This is a genomic window from Amphibacillus jilinensis Y1 (assembly GCF_000306965.1).
Lineage (GTDB): Bacteria > Bacillota > Bacilli > Bacillales > Amphibacillaceae > Amphibacillus_C > Amphibacillus_C jilinensis.
The window spans coordinates 1,847-22,509 of the sequence record NZ_JH976443.1 but is presented as its reverse complement, the minus strand read 5'-3'; the positions used below and the strand labels follow the sequence as shown (position 1 = coordinate 22,509).

Annotated in this window: 21 protein-coding genes and 1 rRNA gene (1 of these 22 cut by a window edge); 12 read left to right on the top strand and 10 right to left on the bottom strand. The window is 39.2% G+C overall.

The genetic code is table 11. From position 1 onward, the window contains the following. Window positions 1-77: 77 nt before the first annotated feature. The 8 genes from B494_RS0117115 to nikB form a co-directional block, all read right to left on the bottom strand. Window positions 78-1,004 (bottom strand): aminopeptidase, encoded by a 927-nt coding sequence (locus tag B494_RS0117115; protein WP_017473603.1) that lies wholly within the window; start codon window positions 1,002-1,004, stop codon window positions 78-80. A gap of 5 nt (window positions 1,005-1,009) precedes the next feature. Beyond that, the gene (locus B494_RS0117110) at window positions 1,010-1,780 is read right to left on the bottom strand and encodes an IclR family transcriptional regulator (RefSeq protein WP_017473602.1); all 771 of its coding nucleotides are present in this window, start codon (window positions 1,778-1,780) and stop codon (window positions 1,010-1,012) included. 90 nt (window positions 1,781-1,870) lie between these two features. Further along, the gene (locus tag B494_RS0117105; protein WP_017473601.1) at window positions 1,871-3,139 is read right to left on the bottom strand and encodes a M20 family metallopeptidase; all 1,269 of its coding nucleotides are present in this window, start codon (window positions 3,137-3,139) and stop codon (window positions 1,871-1,873) included. Between the two features lie 11 nt (window positions 3,140-3,150). Beyond that, entirely contained in the window at window positions 3,151-4,086 is a 936-nt protein-coding gene (locus tag B494_RS0117100; RefSeq protein WP_017473600.1) for a DUF1177 domain-containing protein, read from the bottom strand. Between the two features lie 17 nt (window positions 4,087-4,103). Continuing rightward, window positions 4,104-5,072 carry an ABC transporter ATP-binding protein gene (locus B494_RS0117095; RefSeq protein WP_017473599.1) on the bottom strand — a complete coding sequence of 323 codons (969 nt, stop codon included), beginning with the start codon at window positions 5,070-5,072 and terminating at the stop codon, window positions 4,104-4,106. After that, window positions 5,056-6,081 (bottom strand): ABC transporter ATP-binding protein, encoded by a 1,026-nt coding sequence (locus B494_RS0117090; protein ID WP_017473598.1) that lies wholly within the window; start codon window positions 6,079-6,081, stop codon window positions 5,056-5,058. Before B494_RS0117090 ends, B494_RS0117095 begins: the two co-directional genes overlap by 17 nt. A 20-nt stretch (window positions 6,082-6,101) precedes the next feature. Continuing rightward, the gene (locus B494_RS0117085) at window positions 6,102-6,986 is read right to left on the bottom strand and encodes an ABC transporter permease (RefSeq protein WP_420884354.1); all 885 of its coding nucleotides are present in this window, start codon (window positions 6,984-6,986) and stop codon (window positions 6,102-6,104) included. Between the two features lie 10 nt (window positions 6,987-6,996). Next, window positions 6,997-7,962: a nickel ABC transporter permease gene (gene nikB, locus B494_RS0117080; protein WP_017473596.1), complete on the bottom strand. Its 966-nt coding sequence runs from the start codon at window positions 7,960-7,962 to the stop codon at window positions 6,997-6,999. 245 nt (window positions 7,963-8,207) lie between these two features. Between nikB and B494_RS0117075 the strand changes: the two genes are divergently transcribed. The 10 genes from B494_RS0117075 (at window position 8,208) to B494_RS0117030 (ending at window position 18,566) form a co-directional block, all read left to right on the top strand. Next, on the top strand, window positions 8,208-9,818 hold the full coding sequence (locus B494_RS0117075) for an ABC transporter substrate-binding protein (protein ID WP_017473595.1): 1,611 nt from the start codon (window positions 8,208-8,210) through the stop codon (window positions 9,816-9,818). A gap of 171 nt (window positions 9,819-9,989) precedes the next feature. Continuing rightward, complete coding sequence (locus tag B494_RS0117070; RefSeq protein ID WP_017473594.1) at window positions 9,990-10,667, top strand: AroM family protein; 678 nt, start codon at window positions 9,990-9,992, stop codon at window positions 10,665-10,667. A gap of 285 nt (window positions 10,668-10,952) precedes the next feature. Beyond that, window positions 10,953-11,897 (top strand): phosphate/phosphite/phosphonate ABC transporter substrate-binding protein, encoded by a 945-nt coding sequence (locus tag B494_RS0117065; RefSeq protein ID WP_017473593.1) that lies wholly within the window; start codon window positions 10,953-10,955, stop codon window positions 11,895-11,897. A gap of 281 nt (window positions 11,898-12,178) precedes the next feature. Then, window positions 12,179-12,952 (top strand): phosphonate ABC transporter ATP-binding protein, encoded by a 774-nt coding sequence (gene phnC, locus B494_RS0117060; RefSeq protein ID WP_017473592.1) that lies wholly within the window; start codon window positions 12,179-12,181, stop codon window positions 12,950-12,952. Then, complete coding sequence (phnE, locus tag B494_RS0117055; RefSeq protein ID WP_017473591.1) at window positions 12,952-13,770, top strand: phosphonate ABC transporter, permease protein PhnE; 819 nt, start codon at window positions 12,952-12,954, stop codon at window positions 13,768-13,770. The genes phnC and phnE (B494_RS0117055) overlap by 1 nt, the downstream gene beginning before the upstream one ends. Next, window positions 13,770-14,573, top strand: a complete 804-nt coding sequence (gene phnE / locus B494_RS0117050) for a phosphonate ABC transporter, permease protein PhnE (protein ID WP_017473590.1) — start codon at window positions 13,770-13,772, stop codon at window positions 14,571-14,573. The genes phnE (B494_RS0117055) and phnE (B494_RS0117050) overlap by 1 nt, the downstream gene beginning before the upstream one ends. 95 nt (window positions 14,574-14,668) lie before the next feature. Further along, window positions 14,669-15,472: an inositol monophosphatase family protein gene (locus B494_RS0117045; RefSeq protein ID WP_017473589.1), complete on the top strand. Its 804-nt coding sequence runs from the start codon at window positions 14,669-14,671 to the stop codon at window positions 15,470-15,472. Between the two features lie 322 nt (window positions 15,473-15,794). Continuing rightward, complete coding sequence (locus tag B494_RS0117040; protein ID WP_017473588.1) at window positions 15,795-16,598, top strand: HAD family hydrolase; 804 nt, start codon at window positions 15,795-15,797, stop codon at window positions 16,596-16,598. Window positions 16,599-16,742: 144 nt separating this feature from the next. Further along, the gene (gene cwlD, locus B494_RS0117035) at window positions 16,743-17,453 is read left to right on the top strand and encodes an N-acetylmuramoyl-L-alanine amidase CwlD (RefSeq protein ID WP_017473587.1); all 711 of its coding nucleotides are present in this window, start codon (window positions 16,743-16,745) and stop codon (window positions 17,451-17,453) included. 69 nt (window positions 17,454-17,522) lie between these two features. Further along, entirely contained in the window at window positions 17,523-18,566 is a 1,044-nt protein-coding gene (locus B494_RS0117030; RefSeq protein ID WP_017473586.1) for an Mrp/NBP35 family ATP-binding protein, read from the top strand. Between the two features lie 109 nt (window positions 18,567-18,675). Here the strand turns inward: B494_RS0117030 and gerD are convergent, their stop codons facing one another. Beyond that, window positions 18,676-19,296, bottom strand: coding sequence for a spore germination lipoprotein GerD (gerD, locus tag B494_RS0117025; RefSeq protein WP_017473585.1), 621 nt, complete (start codon window positions 19,294-19,296; stop codon window positions 18,676-18,678). Window positions 19,297-19,372: 76 nt separating this feature from the next. Continuing rightward, window positions 19,373-20,134, bottom strand: a complete 762-nt coding sequence (gene pdaB / locus B494_RS0117020; protein ID WP_026065307.1) for a polysaccharide deacetylase family sporulation protein PdaB — start codon at window positions 20,132-20,134, stop codon at window positions 19,373-19,375. 131 nt (window positions 20,135-20,265) lie between these two features. Here pdaB and B494_RS0117015 point away from each other — a divergent pair, with 131 nt between their 5' ends. Continuing rightward, window positions 20,266-20,481, top strand: coding sequence for a hypothetical protein (locus B494_RS0117015; RefSeq protein WP_017473583.1), 216 nt, complete (start codon window positions 20,266-20,268; stop codon window positions 20,479-20,481). Between the two features lie 165 nt (window positions 20,482-20,646). Continuing rightward, window positions 20,647-20,663 (top strand): 16S ribosomal RNA (locus B494_RS19740); it runs 1,558 nt beyond the window's last position.

Genomic DNA, 20,663 nt, shown 5'->3' with positions numbered 1-20,663 from the left:
TTGAAGTTTCGTTTTATCTGGTCGAAAGCAATCAAATAAGCTTATTGATGATCGATTGGCTTAAATGCTAGCTCCACTTAAATTTTTTGTTGATCAATCCATACGTGTGGGTCTTTAATGACACAATCAATGTGAACACCAGCCTCAGTTATTCCGCCAAAGGACTTGTTGCTACCGAAAGCAATATGTACGGTGCCATAAACTTTTTCATCTTCGAGCACATTTCCGGTTAAACGTGCTTTTTTATTTGTGCCAATACCAAATTCAGCAATAGTACGGCCGTCACCGTCTCCGAGCAGTGATAATAGATCTTGTCCTTGGTGACCTGATGCGTTAACAAGCCGTCCGGATTCGATGGTCAGTAACACCGGTTCACTTAGTACGCCGATATTGCTAATCGAACCGTCAATTAAGATTTGTCCATTAGCAGAGTTTTCAATTGGCGCGATATAACTCTCACCAGAAGGAATGTTGCCGGACTGACCTTTTTCGGTGAACACACCCGTGCTACTTATACTGGGTCTGCCCTTAATAGAAAAAGTCAGTTCGGTATCATCTTTTTTGATCGTAACGGTTGATCCGTGATCGAGTAACTGACAATAATGTTTCGTTAGTGCTTGTACTTCATGGTAATCAGCGGCTATCGCTCCATGCTCTAACATATCCAATGTCATACCTGGCATGGTCGCTACTCTTACGCCGAGCGCTGAAGCGTCTTTGCGTGCTTGCGTATGGGTGAGCGAATGTTCGGTTATACAGAGCACAACGTGAGCTTGTTTCATAAGTATACTAACTAACTCGGTAGGCTCTTCGCCAGATTTGTTCCGCGTCGGCATTCTCATTAAAGCTATATCTCTGGAAATAAGTGATCCTGCTTGATAAAAAAGCTCAGCTATGTTGACCTTTTCATCATCTGTAACGATGAGAAGTGATTCAGTCGGTTTTAATGATAAATTTTGTATAAGTACTGACTTTGCACGATCAACTAAATGCAAATCAATCATCCTCCTTAAATAGCGGATAGCCCAAAGTGGGTGCCGTATCTTTCAAATACAGATTGGATTTCTTGTTTAGCTTCAAACAGCGTTTTAACAAATTGGTCTATCTCGTGATCGGTAATTCGAAAGCGAGGGCCTGATATCGTAAGTGATCCAAATATTGATTCTTTGTAAAAGAGCGGGATCGCAACGGCGACAACATCTTCTGTATATTCACCTTCACTGATGGCATAACCTCGTTTTCTAATTAACTGTAAATCATTTCGTATCTCTTTAGGATCGATAAGTGTTTTTTCTGTATACTTAATGAGATCGTTAGTTAAATAGTTTTCAATAAATTCATCTGACAAATGCGCTAGGATAGAGCGATAAGAGGCACCTGCATATAAAGGCGTACGGCTTCCTGTAGAGACAGAGAAACGTATCGTTGTTTGTGATTCAACGGCATCAAGTGTTAAACCGTCTTCACCGTCGTGAATGGTCAAGAATACGGATTCATTTGTTTGTGTACTTATTCTTTCTAGAATAGGATGGAGGAGCTCATTAATATGAAAGTTCTCTGTTAACGTATGCCCCAGTTCCCACACAGCAAAGCCAAGTGAATATTTCTTAGTTTCCTTATTTTTTAGTAAAAATTTGTGCATTTCCAACGTTTCTAATATTCTATAAATTTTAGTGTGGTTTTGATCGAGCTTGGCAGCTAATTCTCTTCCTCCCCATGTGGGTTTCTCTTTGGTGAACATTTTTAGTATTTCTAGTGATAGGCTCAATGTTTTTAGCATGTAAGCATTCCCCCCTGAAGCAGCATAATTGGTGCATATATGCATTAATGCTAATATATGCACCTGGAAAAATCAACTAACGAACAACTGCTAGTCAAATAGATAGTCAACGACTGCGGCGATATATACCTTACAGCAGCGGATGATATCTTCAACTTGAACCTTCTCGTTATAACCATGAATACTAGGCAAGTATGCAGGTCCGTATTGTAAGACCGGTATGTTGTGTTCACGGAAATGACGAGCATCACTGCTAGCCCATTGCATGACACCGTAAGATTCATGACCTGTTACATAATGGATATTATTAATAATTGACGTACATACCGGATTGTCGGCATGCGTGTAATTCGCATTACTTCGGAAGCCAAACCGGCTTATTTCATAATTAATCCCTAAAGCGTCGAGTTTTTCATGTAGAAATGCAGTGACGTCATCTTGAGTGATGCCAAAAGGTAGGCGGCAGTCAACTTCGACTTCACAACTTTCCGGAATCATATTCGATTTTGTTCCACCTTGGATCTTACCAATATTAACCGTTACATGATCCATTACCGGCTGAAAAGCTTCTCTATCCGTTTCTACTTCACGCATATAACGTTTAGACTTTTCAATTAGAGGTTTTACCCTTTCAGGAATGTCAATGTCTAGTTCCCATAATTTTCGGATCTCATTAATCGCATCGATCATGTCTGTAATGGCATTGTGACCAGCAAGTGGCGATAAGCTGCCGTGTCCGGGTTCACCGAATACCTTTAGTTTAAACCAATAGGATCCTTTTTGACCGATGGTTGGGTTATAACGTGATGACGGTTCCGCAATCAGACAACCATCACCTACAATTAACTGATTATCTAACAGCCAAGGCACACCGTATTCGCCACCGGTTTCTTCATCAGGGACTACCGCAAGCGTTAGTTGCCCAGGCAGCTCAATATTAAGCTTCTTTAACATAGCGAAGGTAAAGATTAATCCACCTAATCCAGCTTTCATATCACTAGCGCCTCGTCCCAATAACCAGCCATCCACGACCTCACCGGAAGTAGGTGAGAAGTCCCATTTACTGTGATCACCAGTTGGAACGACATCAGAATGTCCGCAGAAGATTAAGTGTTTTCCATTAGGATCGGATCCGATGGTAGAAACTAAGTTATACATTTTATCAGCGGATTCATACCATAAATTATGCGTGCCGGCTTCCTTTAAATAGTCGTCAATAAAAGTAGTAATTTTAGTTGAATCACCGGGTGGATTTTCGCTTGGAATTTTAATCAATTGACTACATAGGTCGATTAAGTCTGCTTGATTATCTTCAATTTCTTGAATAAGTCGATCTTTTAATGCTTGTTTTGTTGTCATTTAAAGCCTCCTTAATTGGCTAACGTTTGCAAATGTGTCATTTTTCCATAAAGTGATTCTAAATGCTTGAATTCTTTTTCATTATAAAAGGCGCATTTCGACTGTCCGTAGAGTTTTGCCACTTCAAGACAATAACGAACGACTTCTTCTACATCTGTGACACGGCTTGCCCCTGTGCCGCAACCTGCGACGGCAGTTTCTGTTGTTACGGCGACGCCGACAACCGGCTTATCTGTTGCAACAGACGGTTGAAGTATACTGTTGATATGGTAGACATCATTACCATATGGTGTAATATCTTGAGTGGTAATCGGCATCGTCACGGGTAGTTTTCCAACCGATTGACTATAAACGTGAAGTAAATCTTCACTTACTTTTAAGATATATCCTTCTTTAACAGTAGGTGTGATGGCAAAACCACGGTGATTAATTATTTGATTCCCTTTTGTTGTATCAATGGAAAGAATGGCATCCATTGCTTCATCGACCTCATATTGATTCATCGTCATAATATCGACAGGCGAATCCATAAATGGAACAGGGTCATGTGGCTGCGTTGGTGCGTCTGGACAAATGTGAGTCGTTAAAATTATATCGCCCTCTAATTGATCACCTTTGTTCACCATATCTAATAACTTAGCGGCAGCTGACATGCTTGCTAATGCACCATCGCCATCAGAAACAAATCCATTCATCTCAGGACGAGCACCTATGCCACCTAGTCGTCCAATAATGCCTAGTGTAGGGGCCGTTCCTTGTTTAGACTTGCCATTTTTACCTGGAATAAGTACTTTAATAAAATCTGTTTTCCCTTTATCACCTGAGATGGTTTGTACGTTAATGGTTCCTTGTTGATTAATTGTCGCTAAATATCCTTTAATCGTATCTCCTGTCACATTGATGTCGTCCATCAAATCGTATACTTCCATAACATGTTTTAATGACATATGAATTCCTCCGACTTCTAATCTGCTAAATGGCAAGATGTTTGATGTATTTTTTCTTTAGTAATCATTTTAGGTTCTTTAGTTTTGCAAATATCGATCGCCACCGGGCAACGTTCATGAAAATGACACCCTGATGGTGGATTTAACGGGCTAGGAACCGTTCCTTTTAAAATAATCCGTTCTTTTTCTTCAAACGGACTTTCTTTTGGTATCGCCGAAAATAGTGCCTTCGTGTAAGGGTGTTGAGGATTGGCGTAAATCTCTTCGAATGTACCGATCTCCACAATGCGCCCTAAGTACATAACTGCAATGCGATCACACATATAGCGGACAACATTTAAATCATGTGAAATAAAAATATATGTTAATTTGAAATCCTGCTGCAGTTTGTTTAACAAATTGATGACTTGTGCTTGAACAGAGACATCTAAGGCTGAAACAGGTTCATCACATATAACAAGCTCAGGGTTTAACGTCAGGGCTCTGGCGATATTGATGCGCTGTCGCTGTCCCCCTGAAAACTCATGTGGGTAGCGATCAGCATAGCGTTTATTTAACCCAACGATTTCTAGTAGTTCTTCAACACGCTGTTTTTGACTTGTTCGGTCTCCTATTTGATGAATAACAAGTGGCTCTGCGATGAGCTCGCCAACTTTTAAGCGTGGATCAAGAGAAGCGTAAGGGTCTTGGAAAACCATTTGAATTTTTTGCCGCATTTGTCTTAGCTTCTCGGCAGGCATGTCAATTAAATTCTGTTTTTTAAAAATAACCGATCCGTCTGTTGGTTTAATTAATTGGTTAACGAGTCTAGCCATTGTCGATTTGCCGCAGCCAGATTCCCCAACGATACCTAAAGTCTCGCCTTGATAAACGTCGAAATTAACCCCATCAACCGCTTTTACACTTTGCGTTGATTTTTTAAAGGGGATCGGATTAGAAACAGGAAAGTGCTTTTTCAATCCGTTAACTTCAAGTAGCGTCTCCATCACTGTATTCACGCTCCTTTCGCTCTAGTTGATGCTCACTGGTTTGAAAGTGACAGGCGACCGCATGCCCTTGTATCGTCTCATTGAGTTGGGGTGTTTCTTGGTAACAAATATCTTGTGCATAAGGACAGCGTTCGACAAAAGGACACCCCTTTATTTCATAGCTTAAATCAGGTGGGCTACCAGGAATTGAAGCTAAAGGCTCTGCGCTATTCTGCCCTTCAGAGATTTGAGAATCAAGTAGTCCCCATGTGTATGGGTGCAAAGGCTGTTGGTAAAGATCCTTGACAGATGCAGATTCGACGACTCGACCTGCATACATAACCAACAGTTTGTCGCACGTTTCCCAAACGACGCCAAGGTCGTGGGTAATCATAATAATTGACATACCTAATCTTTCTTGAAGTTCTTTCATTAAATTAAGAATCTGAGCTTGTACCGTTACATCTAAGGCAGTCGTTGGCTCATCAGCGATTAATACTTCCGGATCACAAGCGAGTGCGATGGCAATCATCACCCTTTGTCGCATGCCCCCTGAAAATTCGTGAGGATACATATCAATGCGTTTGTCTGGAGCGGGAATCCCAACAAGATCAAGTAGTGAAATCGCCTTTTGTTTGGCTTGTTTTTTTGATACTTTTTTATGCGCGCGGATCGTCTCAATTAGTTGATTGCCAACGGTAAAAACCGGGTTTAAACTTGTTGATGGATCTTGGAAAATCATTGATATTTCATTGCCACGAATTTTACGCATCTCTTTACTAGAGAGTTTAAGCAAATTTTTCCCTTTAAAATATATAGCTCCATTTGCTACTTTGGCTGGTGGGCTAGGTATTAACTGAAGAATTGAGGTTGCAGTTACACTCTTTCCAGAACCAGATTCACCAACAATGCCAATGTTCTCTTGTTCATTAAGTTCAAATGTTACGCCATTAACAGCGCGTGTGATAATGGATCCGGTCTTAAATTCAACGTGTAAGTTATCAACCTTTAATAATGGATCTGACATACGTTCACCTCCCTTGTTAGTTAGACTTTCATTTTCGGATCTAAGGCGTCTCTTAAACCATCTCCAAATAAGTTAATCCCAAGTACAGTAAATAAAATCGCTAAGCCTGAAACGGTGGCTAGTTGAGGGCTAAGGACAAGAAAGTCTTTTCCTTCTTGAAGCATGCTTCCCCATGAAGCGGTAGGGGGCTCGATCCCCAGTCCTAAGAAACTTAAAGAGGCTTCGGAGATAATTGCTCCAGCGATGCTCATCGTTGCATAGACAATTAATGGCGCTATACTGTTGGGAACAATATGTTTAAATAAAATGCGACCGTGCTTGGCCCCCAATGAGCGAGTTACCTCTATATATTCTGCTTCCTTTACACTTAACACTTGGCCTCTAAATACCCGAGCAAAGCCAGGGATATTAGATACGCCGATGGCAATCACCACATTGACTAATCCTTGCCCTAACACGGTCATGAGTACGATGGCAAGAAGAATAAAAGGGAAGGCCATCATCCCATCGACCATCCGCATAATAATTGAATCTGTCCGACCGCCAACATAACCAGATATGAGTCCGAGCAATGATCCGAATATGGCGCCAAATAAGACGGCAGAAACCCCAACAATCAATGAAATCCTTGAGCCATACACGATTCGACTAAACGTATCACGACCATAACTATCTGTGCCGAGTAAGTGCCCTTGTTGACCAGGACTGAGTAAGCTTTTGGATACATCCATGGCGTTTGGGCTATGTGTCGCAATCCAAGGCGCAAAGATCGCCGTAATAATTAATATGAAGATAATAACTAATCCTAAAGCCGCAAATCTGTTTCGCAACAGTTTTCGCAAAAAGGATTGTTCGCGTTTTGCTTTTAGATATTGAAGTTCTTTGCTTTGCTCAATTTCACTCATCGTTTCCATATTAACTACCACCTCCATGCTGATCATCTAAATTGATCTTTGGATTGACGACTTTATAGAGAATGTCGACAATTAAATTAATGACGACATAAATAATCGCAACAAAGATAACAGAACCTTGGACGACAACGAAATCTCTACGATCAATCGCATTAACGATTAATAATCCCATACCTGGCCAACTAAAAATCGTTTCAGTAAGAACAGCTCCACCGAGTAGTTTAGAAAATTGCAAGCCCATGACGGTTAGTAGTGGGGTCAATGCATTTTTTAGTGCATGTTTATAGATTACAATGGTTTCCTTCAATCCCTTTGATCGTGCAGCTTTAATGTAATCATTTGATAGTGTTTCTAGCATGCTTGACCGAATCACTCTTGCAAATTCAGCCATTGGTATCGTAGCTAAGGCAAGGCTAGGTAAGATAAGATGTCTAAAAAATGGCCATAAACCATCATTAATCGATCCCATACCTGTAGAAGGTAGCCAACCAAGGTTGACGCTAAATAATAGAACTAACATGACACCTAACCAAAAAATCGGCATTGAAACGCCAACGAGTGAAAGGGTAGTGACGATATAATCAATGAAGGTGTTTTGTTTTTTAGCGGCAAGGATGCCAGCCGGAACACCGATAAGTATGGCAAGGGTTAAGGCGCTAACAGCTAGAATAATTGTATTTGGGAAACGCTCCATAATTAAGTCTGCTACGGGTTGGTTATAATTAAGGGAATTACCAAAATCAAAGCGCAACAAATTGACTAAATAGTCAAAAAATTGTTGATACAAAGGATCATTCAAACCTAATCGTTCAGAATAAGCAGCAACATCTTCGGCGCTCGCTTGTGGTCCGAGCATCACCGCGGCAGGATCACCTGGTAACATTCGTGTAATGAAGAAGACAATCACAGCAACGACAAATAAAGTGGGAATGAGCTGTAAGATACGTTTAATTAAAAATTTTTTCAATTGAGCACCTCCTTGATTCATTATATGAACTATTGTTTTATTATATGAATTAGTAAAGATGTTACCATCGAATCTCACTGATGTAAATAGGATGACAAGAAAAAATAATCACTTTTATGATTATTTTAAATTTTCTAAAAATTTATATTTACAACAAGAATGTGATGTGATAAGGTAATATGTATTCATTATATGAACTTTTGTATCACTATATGAACCAAATGACAAAGAGGGGGTATCATGGAATGGAAAGAAGAGCTTATCGGTTTCTGTTTTTAACTTTTTTACTTGTGTCGTTTATGCTCGTGCTAATAGCATGTGGATCAAATGATACGGAAGAGACTAACGAAGGTACATCAGGTGAAGAAGAAGGCGTAACGAGTGGTGGGGTTTTAAATATTGGACTATCTTCCAATGCAGCAACCCTTGATCCTACACTATATACAGGTGTGTATGAGTCACAAATTATGCGCGCGATAGCAGATACGCTCATTGTCTACGATCAAGATTTACAAAGCTTTGTTCCTGGCTTGGCTACGGAATGGGAAGCGGCTGATGACATGATGTCGTATACATTTACAATACGAGAAGATGTTCACTTCCAACCTGGTGAGTATCAAGATGGCCGTTTAATGACTGCGGAAGATGTTCAATATAGCTTGGAACGTTCTGCAGAAACATCTGCACAGAATCGCTTGTCCGGTGTAGAAAGTGTTGAAGTGACAGGAGAATTTGAAGTTGTTATTCATTTAGAAGAACCCAATTCAGCATTACTTGCCATGCTTACTGACCAAGGGAATATTATTGTCCCTGAAGAAGAAGTAGAAGGTTGGGGCGATCAATTTGGTGCCCATTTAGTTGGAACGGGGCCTTTTATATTAGAAAACTGGCAAACCGATCAACAAGTCGATTTAGTCAAACATGATAATTATTGGGGAGAAGAGCCACACCTCGATGGGGTTACTTACACATTTATTACCGATCAAGCGATGATGACCAATGCGTTGCGATCAGGAGATATTGATGTAGCTACTGATATTAGAGGGCAAAATAGAGAAGTCATTGATCAAGATGATGATCTAGAGTTACTATCAACACCAGGTCTTTCAATTACCTATTTAGATATGAATTATCAAGAGGGACCGACAGCAGATCCTCTAGTAAGAGAAGCGATCTTTAAAGCAACAAATATAGAAGAAATTGTTCAAGGTGTTCACCAGTGGGGAGGAGCAGCGGTAGCTAATGGTCCATTGCCACAAGGATCATGGGGCTATGATGATGATTTTGAATCGCTCAAAGCTGACTATGATCCAGAAGAAGCGCAGGCAATATTAGACGAAACCGAGTATGCGGGTGGATTTGAAATTGACCTCTATGTATTAGAAACGCGGACAAATTATGCAACGATTTTTCAAAATCAAATGAAAGAAAACTTAAATATTGATGTTAATATTCAAGTTTCAGAATGGGGCACGTTGACAGATACCATCTCTAGCAACAATGCACCGATGAACATTGGTGGTTGGTCATGGTATCCGGATCCGTACTTCTTCCTTAATCCACGCTTCCACTCTAACCAACATGGTTCGAATGGAAATGGTAAAGGTTATGCCAATGATACAGTAGATGAGTTACTTGATCGAGCGCTTACTGAAACAGTAGATCAAGAAGAGCGCGCTGAGCTTTATCAAGAAGCTGTTTCTGAGATTATGAATGATTATGCGACCATTGAATTTGACAATTTAGATATTGCTATGGGAATTAATCCAAAAGTTGAAGGGTTTCACTTATCAGCAGATGGTTCAATCTATGTTGTTAGTCCAAATGGTGTTAACATATCGCTTAGTAACGAATAATAATGAAGGAAGTAGGTGAGGTAATTTGCCTGCTTCCTTTTTACTAGATGTTAGAACTGTTGGATTTTTAGAAGCGGTCTTTAACATCGTTAACATTTTGAAATGCAAAGTATAGGAAAACTGATATTCGATAGATAGTAAGCGAATTTAAGATTTTTTAGGGGGTAAATCATGCAAAATCAAGTTGGGATTATTACAATTGGTCAATCACCACGACGAGATCTGTTCCCTGAAATTACGCGTTTTTTTAATAATCATGTGGCATTCATTCAGCGTGGGGTACTTGATCAATGTACTGTACAGACCTTAGCGTCTATTAAACCACTTCCAAATGAAAATACACTTGTCTCGAAGTTAAATGATGGCACACAGGTTAAAATGGCGAAAACACGCATTCTCCCAATCATCCAAACATTAATTGATCAGTTTAATCATCACGATAATGTGAGCTTGATTATTTTAGCGTGTACCGGTTATTTTAAACCATTTAACTCCGATCTTCCGATTATTTATCCTGATTATTTATTAAACCATGTGACGAAAGGGTTACTTCGTGACACTGATCATATTGGGGTCATTGTTCCATTAATTGAACAATCCGATGCCATTAAAGAAAAGTGGCAACTTGCCGGTTTTAACGTAACAGCCGTCGCTTGCTCGCCTTATCACTATTCTGAACAACAATTAGTAGAGGCGACTAAACAATTAGATCAGACTGATATAAGTGTGATTGTATTGGATTGTATTGGCTATACGCAAATAATGAAAGAAACGGTGCAACGCTATACGTCTAAACCTGTCGTTTTGTCTCGAAATGTTGTTTTCAGTAATGCTGCTGAACTCCTATAATCGTTGACTAGCAATGGTCATCCTGCTTGCCTCTCTAAAAAACGATACAAATAAACGCGGATAACAACCAATGTTCGGAAATAGACGAAAAAAAGTAATAAAGTGGAATAAAAAACGTAATAATGAGTAATCTATAAGTGAAAAGTTTAACATTGTTAGACTATTTAACATAAAAAATCAGTTTTTAACGTAAAAGTTTTGTAAATTGCATTGACTTGTTAGCCCCTCTAAATAATAATGGATGTGTAGGTCAAATACATATGATTATTTGGAGGGGGAATTATTTTGTTAAAGCGTTTAGGATTTGTCGTATTAGTCTTTTTTGGTTTACTAGCCTTAGTCGCATGTGGTGAAGAAATTGGTGAGAATGCTACACCGGGTGATCAGACAGATAATGGCTCTGAAAATGGTGAAGATGCGGAAGAAATAGATAAATTAGTAATGGGATTTATCCCTTCTCAAGATGCGGCCAACATTGCTACAACTGCTGAACCGTTAGAAGCATTTTTGTCAGAAGAATTAGGCATTCCTGTTCAAGCAGAAGTTATGGTTGATTTTAGTGGGCTTATTGAAGCGATGCGTACACAACAGGTTGATATTGGCTTTTTAAACCCATTTGGTTTTGTTCAAGCTGAAGACCGTGCTGGCGTTGAAGTTATTTTGAAGTCGATTCGTAACGATGAGGATTCGTATGTTGCACAATATACCGTTCCAGCGGACTCTCCAATTGAATCGATCGAAGATATAATAGAAACAGAAGGCCTGGTTTGGGCTTATCCAGATGATTTATCAACATCAGGTTTCTTATTCCCTGCGAAGCAGTTGCTTGACATGGGTATCGAAGATTTAGATGACCATTTCCAACGCTTTAGCGTAGGTGGCCATGATAATGCCATGATGCAATTAATTGATGGACAGGCTGATTTTGCAACGACATTTGACGATGCACGTGACACACTTGCAGACGAGTTTCCAGATGTATATGACGACCTTCGTGTCATCGGTTATACAGATCCAATTCCAAATGATACGATTTCGGTAAGAAGTGAATTACCAGATGAAATAAAGCAGCAAATTACCGAAGCGTTTTTAAGTTTAAATGATAACGAAGAAATGTTAGAAATTATGTATGAAATATACACGTGGGATGGTGTAGCTGAAGCGCAGTCTTCTGACTATGATATCGTTCGTGAAGTGTTTGCTGAATTTGAAGATGATTTAGCTAACTAATGCTGTTTGAGTAAATAAAATGATACAAGAGTGTCTGTTATCATGATGCACTTTTAATGATAACAGACGCTTCTTTTCTGTCTTTCTCATGCAGGAAGTAGATGAGATCAAGAAATCTTGCGACTAGTTCATTCATAGAAAAAATCGATGGTCTATCTGTTGCAGAGACGGAGAAAGTCAATTTTTTTAATGTAAAGCGTCATTTATTTAAGTTATAATAGATAGAAATATGTTGGCATTTGTCTTTAATGCTAATTCCACAGTGGGGAAGGTGAGCAAGTTTGATCGAGATCAAAGATATGTCGTTAGTTTATCCAAATGGGCATCAAGGCTTAAAGGATATTAATTTAACGATCAATGACGGTGAATTTGTCGTCGTGGTCGGAATGTCTGGGGCAGGTAAGTCCTCATTAATCAGAAGTATTAATCGTATGGTAACACCAACTGATGGTGAATTGCTGTTGGATGGTGAGAATGTATTAACTTTTAAAGAAAGAAAGTTACGTCAATTGCGAACAAATGTAGGGATGGTCTTCCAAAGCTATAACCTTGTTAAGCGGATGTCCGTTTTACGAAATGTTATGGCAGGTAGGCTGGGGCATACCGGCACGTTAAGGAGTATGCTCGGGCTGTTCTCACAAGATGACTTGCAATTAGCTATGAATAATTTAAAGCGTGTCGGTATTGAGGAGAAGGCTTACGTTCGAGCTGACCAATTAAGTGGTGGGCAACAACAACGGGTTAGTATTGCACGGGTTTTGACTCAACAGCCGAAAGTCATTTTAGCAGACGAACCAGTAGCAAGTTTAGATCCCCCTACTTCACATAGAGTGATGAAAGATTTAAGACGTATTAGTAAAGAAGATAATTTGACAACGCTTGTTAATTTGCATTTTATTGATATGGCAATGGAATATGCTGACCGTATCATTGGGTTGCGTGATGGCCAGGTCGTTTTTGACGGTCCAATTAGTGAAGTTTCTGAAGCTACATTTGAGGAGATTTATGGTCGCCCAATTAAAGACGATGATCTTCTTGGAGGCGATGAAGAATAATGGCCAATAAAAATACGAACGGTAAAAAAACAATGGAACGCTATCGATTAACACAACCGCGTTTTAAATGGATGCTTGCCTTCACAATTATCGTTGTGTTTAGTTTATATATGTTATCGGTTTTTCAAACCAATGCCTTTCCAAATCGAGTGATCGAAGGTTTACCGATTATTTATCGTTTTATGGTTGAGGACTTATTCCCACCTAACTGGGGATATTTGAACAGGGTGGCTCGAAGTTTATTAGAAACATGGAACATGGCACTTTTTAGTACCACTTTTGCAGCGATCTTTGCACTTCCGCTTAGCTTTATCGCTTCTAGTAATATTAACCGCAATAAGTGGCTGTATCAGGTGGTCCGTAATCTGTTAAATATTTTGCGAACCATCCCTGAAGTTATCTTAGCTGTTTTGTTTGTCGCTTTAGTTGGCATTGGTGCTGTATCAGGTATTCTTGCGCTGACAGTATTTTCTTTAGGTATTCTTGCAAAACTCGTGAGTGAAACCATTGAAGCGGTAGACCCTGGGCCGATCGAGGCGATACGGGCTTCGGGAGGAAATACGCTGCAAGTTATTACTTATGGGATTATGCCGCAAATTTTGCCGCAATTTGCGTCATATGTGTTATATGTATTAGAAATTAACGTCAAGGCATCGGTTATTTTGGGGTTTGTTGGTGCAGGTGGAATTGGGATTATTATGCAACAACAATTAAGGATGTTTAATTATAACAACGTAGCAACAATAGTGTTTATGACATTTTTAACGATTACAATAATTGATACAGTGAGTAATCGCTTGAGGGGGCATTTAGAATAATGAGCGAACAAGCCAAAATATCACTAAGAAAAGCCCAGACAAGACGAGGGAAAATCAAATTTTATATGACACTGATTATCCTCAGTGCCCTTTATATCATCGCTATCTTAAATACATCATTTAGTATTTCCGGTTCGCAAGCCTCGCCGTTAGATACGCTAAGAAGAATATTTATAGTTCCCATTACACAAGTGGATTACATCGTTCAGTTTCCAGAGTACATTGGATATATGTTAGAAACGATCGCGATCGCTTTTGCAGGTGTAGTTGTTGCGACGATCTTGGCTATTCCTGTTGCTTTTTTGGCAGCGCGTAATATATCGAAGAAATTTTCTTATCTAGGTAAGGCGCTGTTAAATGCGATTCGTGCCATTCCAGAATTAATTTTCGCAATTATTTTTGTTGCTGCAGTAGGTATTGGGCCGTATGCAGGTGTGTTAGCAATTAGTATTAATTCGATCGGTATGTTAGGAAAACTATATGCCGAGGTGATTGAATCGATTGATCTTAGCACAGTTGATGCTATTCGTGCGAGTGGTGGTAATCGATTGCAGGCGATATGGTATGGTGTACTTCCCCAAGTATTACCTGAATTCTCTTCTTACTCGATTTATCGATTTGAGATTGATGTTCGTGCATCGACTGTACTTGGGATTGTTGGTGCAGGTGGGATTGGTGCGCCACTTATTTTAGCAACTTACCAAAGAAACTGGGAAGATGTAGGCATGATTTTAATTGTTGTCGTACTATTTGTCAGTTTAATTGACTTTATTAGTGGTAAGATCCGTAAGAAATTAGTCTAATATAGATAGGATTGGTGAGGGTCTGATAATTGATCCTCATCTCTATTTGTTTCGAATAATAATTAAATGTGCTAGAACCAGAAGGGTGATATGATATGCAAACAGAAGAAACAATGTATCAACATGCGAAAGAATGGGCCTATGAAGCGGGGGCTATTTTGCGAGAGGCAATTACACAAGAGATAGATATTGAATATAAGACATCAGCTGCCGATCTTGTGACAGAAAAGGACAAGGAGATTGAACGCTTTTTTGCAAACAAGATTAAGACTTATTATCCTACCCATTATTTATTAGGAGAAGAAGGCGTTGAGGAAAGTGGAGATTATCAACCGGAACATGAAGTCGTTTGGGTTGTAGATCCGATTGATGGCACAACGAATTTTGTTCATACTAAAGCAAACTTCTCAGTATCAGTTGCGATATATATTAAAGGTAACCCGACAGTAGGTGTTATATATGATCCAGTTAAAGACGAAATGTTCCATGTGCTAGAGGGGAAAGGATTATATATTGATCAAAAGCGCGTTGCTCCTGTTGTCGAGAAAAAATCCATTGAAGAAGCGTTATTTTGTGTTAACCATCTTTGGTTGGCTCCAAACGATGACCTTAATGAAAAAAAGCTACAGCAACTTGTTGGTGATAGTCGTGGCTTCCGTTGTATTGGATCTGCTGCTCTAGAACTTGCATATGTAGCAACTGGGCGCATCGATGGCGCAGTTTATAATGGTTTGGGCGCCTGGGATTTTGGAGCTGCTTACGTCATGTTACAGGAGCAAGGATTAACCTGTACAACACTTGCCGGAGCACCTGTTTATTATTTTGGTCACTCATCCATCCTTGTTGCTTCACAAATGCTCCATCAGAAGCTTTTAAATCAATATATTGAATTGAAGTGAGTGGAGATATAGGCACTTGGAGTTAAACGATGCAGAAGAGGGTTACTTATTAACTTATTAATCCGCGACATAACTTAACAAGCGTTTTAGATGCTAGAACAAGACCTCACTCTTTTGTGTGTAACTTTACCACGGATAATCGTCCGTTAAACTCTAGCCTCAAAATAGAAAGTAGTGAAAATTATCTTGGTGGGCGCTAATCTCTGATTCAGTCAACGGCCAATTGGTGGGAGAAGAATGCAAACGCCCCTTGATTGAAGGTTCGTTTTATCAATAACAAAAATGCCCACCACTACTTAAATTACTAGGAAAGGGTGAATCGATGGAAAAATTATATATTTTTGATCTTGATGGAACGTTATATGAGGAAACGGATCACTTTGATTATTATGCTGAGCACTTGATGGAACGTGTTCCTGTCCAAGATCAGGGTAACTATTGGGCTGATTACCAGCAAATCAAGCAAGGAAATCATGTGATTGCAATAGGAAAAGTCTATGACGTTGCGCGTGACTTATCGGTGACCATAGATCCGCTAACATTACAGGCAATCGCTGCTCATAAGTGGGATGGAACGCCAGTACAAGATGTTGCGTCGATTTACGGCAAGGAGGCCTTAAGCTTTGACTTCACTTCACTTGTGGCGATTGGTGATGGTTGGTGGCTCCCCTTTGCTTGTGCTAAACACTATGGTGTGGCGGATACACAGCCAAGTTACCATGCGACTAAAGCCTATATGGTGACCGATCAATTTCAATTGCGGGAAATTGAGGGGCTCCGTTCATTTCTATTATCATTAAAGGCAACGGATAAAATTGTGCTAATGACCAATAGTGATCGTGAAGATGTGTCACGCTTATTAAAGGAATTAAATTTGGTTGGCATTTTTGATCACATCATTTCTTCGGCAAGGAAGCCGGAGAAGACGCGCTATTATTTTGAGCAACTTCAATCGTTTTATCAATTACCATATCAGCAAATGGTCTCAATTGGCGATAATTTTATTAATGAAATAGCCCCTGCACTGATGCTTGGAATGGAGGCCATTTATTTATCTCCACATGATCCAGGCGGGTCGCACGAAAAGTTAGTCCAATACAGTCATATTGCTGACTGGTATAAATAAACCTATTCTATCTTATTATGCATCAATAAGCTGCCTCATTTTCTGGCGGCCTTTGATGTATGGTACATAGGATAGGTTTTTCTTTCGTTCTAATTATTAATTTGTGCCCATATAGTTAAGTAAGTATGAACGGAGGGACAAGCGATGTCGAAAAGTGTAAAGGTAGTGATATGGTTACTAGGGGCCATTGTATTAATTTTACTTATGCAATATCCTACTGAAACTAGTATTAACTCAACGGAATTTTTAAACTTACCTTTAACGAATAAAGTTATTGTCCTTGATCCTGGGCACGGCGGTGTTGATGGTGGTGCTGTTGGAGATGGTGATACATTAGAGAAAGACATTGCATTAATGGTCAGCGAAGATTTAAGAGACTATCTGCAACAGGCGGGTGCGGTTGTATATTTAACGAGGGAAACGGATAAAGACTTGGCTGCTCAGGATACAAAGGGGCTATCGCGACGGAAAGTTGAAGATTTAAGAAATCGAATCGCTTTTGTTGAAGAGAAAGATCCTGATTTATTCATTAGTATTCATTTGAATGCATTACCCTCAAGCCAATGGCGAGGCGCTCAAACCTTTTATCATCCCAATCGCTCGGACTCGAAGGTGTTAGCTGAATCTATTCAAAGTGAAATCGTCACTGGTTTAGGTAATACGAACCGTGATGCTTTAGCTGTGAATAGTATTTATATATTAAAATATGCTCACCGTCCGTCAGCGTTAGTAGAGATCGGCTTTTTATCGAACCCTGAAGAACGTGCGTTATTAAAAACACCTGCATACCAAGATCAAATGGCAGCAAGCATATATCACGGTATTTTAAATTATTTTGCCTCAAGTGAACAGTAAATTTTTTGATTAAAAATGATTGTGATATACTACCCCTACAGACGTTAGTAAAGGAAGGTTGATATAGTCGTGTTAACAAAAGACCAAGTGATCGCTTTATTGAAACCAGTAAAAGATCCATTTATAAATAAAACCCTAGCTGAAACAGGTGGTGTTCGTGAGGTCAAAATAAATGAAGATAAAGGGCTTGTTAGTGTTAAGATCGCAATTGCTGAAATGAACACCGCTGAGCAAATGCAACTACAACAAGAGTTGGTCGCTAAGCTTAAACGAGCAGGTGCGGAGACTGTGGGCTTAAGGTTCGAGCAACTCCCCGATGACCAACTTAAGTCGTTCCAAAACACGACGGATGAAAAGCCTACGCTGTTAAATGGTAAAATGGGCACCCGATTTCTTGCTATTGCTAGTGGTAAGGGTGGGGTAGGCAAATCAACGGTTACGGTGAATGTTGCTGTTGCACTCGCACGTTTAGGGAAAAAAGTTGGGATTATTGATGCTGATATTTATGGCTTTAGTGTACCAGATATGATGGGGATTACGGAGCGGCCAATTTTAAAAGGAAATCGTATTATTCCGGTTGAGGCACACGGTGTACAACTTATGTCAATGGGTTTCTTTGTTGAGGACAATGAGCCGGTTATCTGGAGAGGGCCACGCTTAGGAAAGATGTTACGTAGTTTTTTTGATGAAGTTGAATGGGGGAAGCTAGACTATTTATTACTTGATTTACCACCAGGTACGGGAGACATGGCTTTAGCTGTTCACAATACTATTCCATCGTCAAAAGAGATTATCGTTACGACTCCGCATCCGACCGCGGCGTTTGTAGCCTCTCGCGCTGGTAGAATGGCCATTAACACTCAACATGAAATTATTGGTATTATAGAGAATATGGCTTATTTTGAAAGTAAAGTAACGAAGGAAAAAGAATATGTGTTTGGACAAGGGGGCGGCCAGGCGCTAGCAGAGGAATTACAAGCACCACTAATTGGTCAAATTCCATTAGGTCAACCAAGTGATCAACCGAGTGCAAGAGGCTCAATTTACACCAAAGACGATCCGATTGGACAAATATATCATCAAATTGCGCAGTATGTGATTGATAAAGAATAATATTAATGAGAAAAAGTCACAACGTATAAAAAGACCCATCCTACGTTTTTCAAAGGATAGGTCTTTTTATTGTCTGCTCTAGCAAGGTGCCTAATGAGAGCTAGATATTTTAATCATTGTTGTTAGAAGGGTCCTCTTCAGATTGCTGATCTTCGGTTGCTTGTTCATCTTTAGCTTCCATTATTTTTTTTGCGTGATCAACTACAATTTCTGAAACCTTCGCTTGGAATAAAGGGGATTCCAAAGTTTCTTGTATGCTTTCTTCTAAATGGCTTTTAAATTGTTGACTTTTCATTAGGCTTAGCATTTGTTCGTCAATTTCAGGATTTGCTAAAAGCTCAAGCATTTTTTCTTGAAAAGAAGCATCGTTCATTAGTCGCTTAAATACATCTTCTTGTTGTTTAATCATTGCATCAGAGAATTCTTTTACAAATTCTTGATCACTAAACATATTCGACCAAAATTCTTGTCCTTCTTTAGAGGTTAATGCTTCCTCAATCGCTGACTGGACGATTTGATCATGAATCACGTAAATCTGTTGGGTTGATTCATCGGCAATTACTTCTACAATAGCTTGCTTGCCATCATCCGTTTTGAGAATATCTGTCACCATCTTCTTTGTTGTTTCGTAGTTAGCCTCTTGATTACCTGAATTGTTGTTAGCCGGGCTACAGCCCATTAAAGAGATGACTGCTATTAATATGAAAAACGCTATTTTTTGATAAGACATCGCCACTCTACTCCTTCTGGAATAAAATCATCACAGTCTTAATATGAGAAGAAAGAAGGAGAATTATGTGTAATCACTATTCAACGGGGTCTGTTTCAATGTCAGCTTGAGAAATAAGTTCTGATACGGAGACAAATTTAAAACCTTTCTCTTTTAAAGTAGGGAGTATTAACTCTAAAGCTTTTGCTGTTTGAATAGCAGAATCTGATGCGTGCATGAGAATGATATCTCCATTTTTAGTCTCAGATATGACCTCCTCTACGATATTATCTATTCCTGGTGCTTTCCAATCGTTTGAATTAACCCGCCACTGAATAACGTCATAGCCTTGATTGACTGCTATTGTTAGAACCTCTTCATCCAAATGACCGCTAGGTGTGCGTAATAGGTTTAAATCGGTGTAGCCTAATTTGTTAAATACATCCTTTGCGCGGTGTAAGTCTTTAACAATGTCGCTGTTGTCTAAGTCGAGATAGCTTTTATATCGGTAGCCTAGCATGCCTATTTCATGTCCAGCCTTATCAATAAGTTCGATTAAATGCGGGTGGTGCTCTGCCCACTCCCCGAGTAAAAAGAAGGTTGCTTGAACATCATGTTCGTTAAGTTGGTCTAAAATAGGCTCCAGCATTTGATCTCCCCATGTAACGTTAAAGGTCAAGCTGACATCTTCGTTTTTTTCATTTCCCTTTGCTAACCCAACAGGGCCATCTTGTGAGGAGAATACGGACAAGTGGTTGCCTCCGTTTATAGCAAGAATAGTTATCGCTAGGATGGTGCAGACTATAATGATGAAATATCTTTTGGCATGCTTTAATTTAATGGTATAGAAAAAAGTCATAACATAACTCCTTTTAGAAAAGAATGTACTCCATTATATGCATGTCCATCTACTAAATATGTATATCATGCAAATTAAAACAAGCAGATCTGCAATTATAAATAATGATTGAGTGAAATGGAGTAGGTTACATGTTGGGATTGATGGTCTCAGATACAGAATTGAAAGAAATGGAATATCTAGTAAAAAGAGAGATGGAGGAAATATTGTTAGATATGGAAGATAGTCGAGTCGACCAAGTTGTTAAGGAAGCAATGACAGCTAGATATCGAGTGTTGTTTCAACTATTGCGAAAAATAGCAGATGATCAAGAAGTGATAAAGTATATCCCAAATTATAAATTATAATTTTTAATATTGTATTAAAAAAGTATTGCATACATAGGAAGGGTATGCTATATTATTTTTTGTTGTCAGAAAAAATATGCTATAAAATAATCATCTACTTTTTAAAATTCTTTTCAAAAAAGTGTTGACGCCATTTTTTAAACGTGATATATTATATCTCGTCGCAAAAATAAGACAACTTA

Bases quoted from the DNA above. Each gene is read 5' to 3' on its own strand.
- B494_RS0117105 (WP_017473601.1), bottom strand. From the start codon at position 3,139: ATGACAACAAAACAAGCATTAAAAGATCGACTTATTCAAGAAATTGAA.
- B494_RS0117100 (WP_017473600.1), bottom strand. From the start codon at position 4,086: ATGTCATTAAAACATGTTATGGAAGTATACGATTTGATGGACGACATC.
- B494_RS0117040 (WP_017473588.1), top strand. From the start codon at position 15,795: ATGGAAAAATTATATATTTTTGATCTTGATGGAACGTTATATGAGGAA.
- phnE (WP_017473590.1), top strand. From the start codon at position 13,770: ATGAGCGAACAAGCCAAAATATCACTAAGAAAAGCCCAGACAAGACGA.
- phnE (WP_017473591.1), top strand. From the start codon at position 12,952: ATGGCCAATAAAAATACGAACGGTAAAAAAACAATGGAACGCTATCGA.
- pdaB (WP_026065307.1), bottom strand. From the start codon at position 20,134: ATGACTTTTTTCTATACCATTAAATTAAAGCATGCCAAAAGATATTTC.
- cwlD (WP_017473587.1), top strand. From the start codon at position 16,743: ATGTCGAAAAGTGTAAAGGTAGTGATATGGTTACTAGGGGCCATTGTA.
- B494_RS0117070 (WP_017473594.1), top strand. From the start codon at position 9,990: ATGCAAAATCAAGTTGGGATTATTACAATTGGTCAATCACCACGACGA.
- B494_RS0117090 (WP_017473598.1), bottom strand. From the start codon at position 6,081: ATGTCAGATCCATTATTAAAGGTTGATAACTTACACGTTGAATTTAAG.
- B494_RS0117085 (WP_420884354.1), bottom strand. From the start codon at position 6,986: ATGAGTGAAATTGAGCAAAGCAAAGAACTTCAATATCTAAAAGCAAAA.
- B494_RS0117095 (WP_017473599.1), bottom strand. From the start codon at position 5,072: ATGGAGACGCTACTTGAAGTTAACGGATTGAAAAAGCACTTTCCTGTT.
- B494_RS0117015 (WP_017473583.1), top strand. From the start codon at position 20,266: ATGTTGGGATTGATGGTCTCAGATACAGAATTGAAAGAAATGGAATAT.
- gerD (WP_017473585.1), bottom strand. From the start codon at position 19,296: ATGTCTTATCAAAAAATAGCGTTTTTCATATTAATAGCAGTCATCTCT.
- B494_RS0117115 (WP_017473603.1), bottom strand. From the start codon at position 1,004: ATGATTGATTTGCATTTAGTTGATCGTGCAAAGTCAGTACTTATACAA.
- B494_RS0117075 (WP_017473595.1), top strand. From the start codon at position 8,208: ATGGAAAGAAGAGCTTATCGGTTTCTGTTTTTAACTTTTTTACTTGTG.
- B494_RS0117045 (WP_017473589.1), top strand. From the start codon at position 14,669: ATGCAAACAGAAGAAACAATGTATCAACATGCGAAAGAATGGGCCTAT.
- B494_RS0117110 (WP_017473602.1), bottom strand. From the start codon at position 1,780: ATGCTAAAAACATTGAGCCTATCACTAGAAATACTAAAAATGTTCACC.